Genomic DNA, 244 nt, shown 5'->3' with positions numbered 1-244 from the left:
GGACCGAATCGACGGATACTCTCCGTCAGCATCACACCATCAACGTTTCCTGGAGGGGGAATAATGCGACAGGAACGTCCCTGGCTGCAGAGCTATCCCAACGGCGTACCCGCCGACATCGACGTCAACGAGTTCCATTCGGTGTCGGCCGTGTTCGATGCGTCGGTGGCCAAGTGCCGCGACCGTCCCGCCTACTCCAGCTTCGGCAAGGTCCTCACCTACGGTGAAACCGACGCCCTGGTCG

At 61.5% G+C, this 244-nt stretch carries 1 pseudogene; it reads left to right on the top strand.

The annotated features are described in order from the left end of the window. Positions 1-63: 63 nt before the first annotated feature. A pseudogene (locus ACQG3P_RS21925) lies at positions 64-244 on the top strand (long-chain-fatty-acid--CoA ligase); the annotation flags it as partial.

Origin of the sequence: Stenotrophomonas sp. SrG (genome assembly GCF_050031795.1) — a bacterium.
Lineage (GTDB): Bacteria > Pseudomonadota > Gammaproteobacteria > Xanthomonadales > Xanthomonadaceae > Stenotrophomonas > Stenotrophomonas rhizophila_A.
This window is presented reverse-complemented; position numbering and strand designations above follow the sequence as displayed.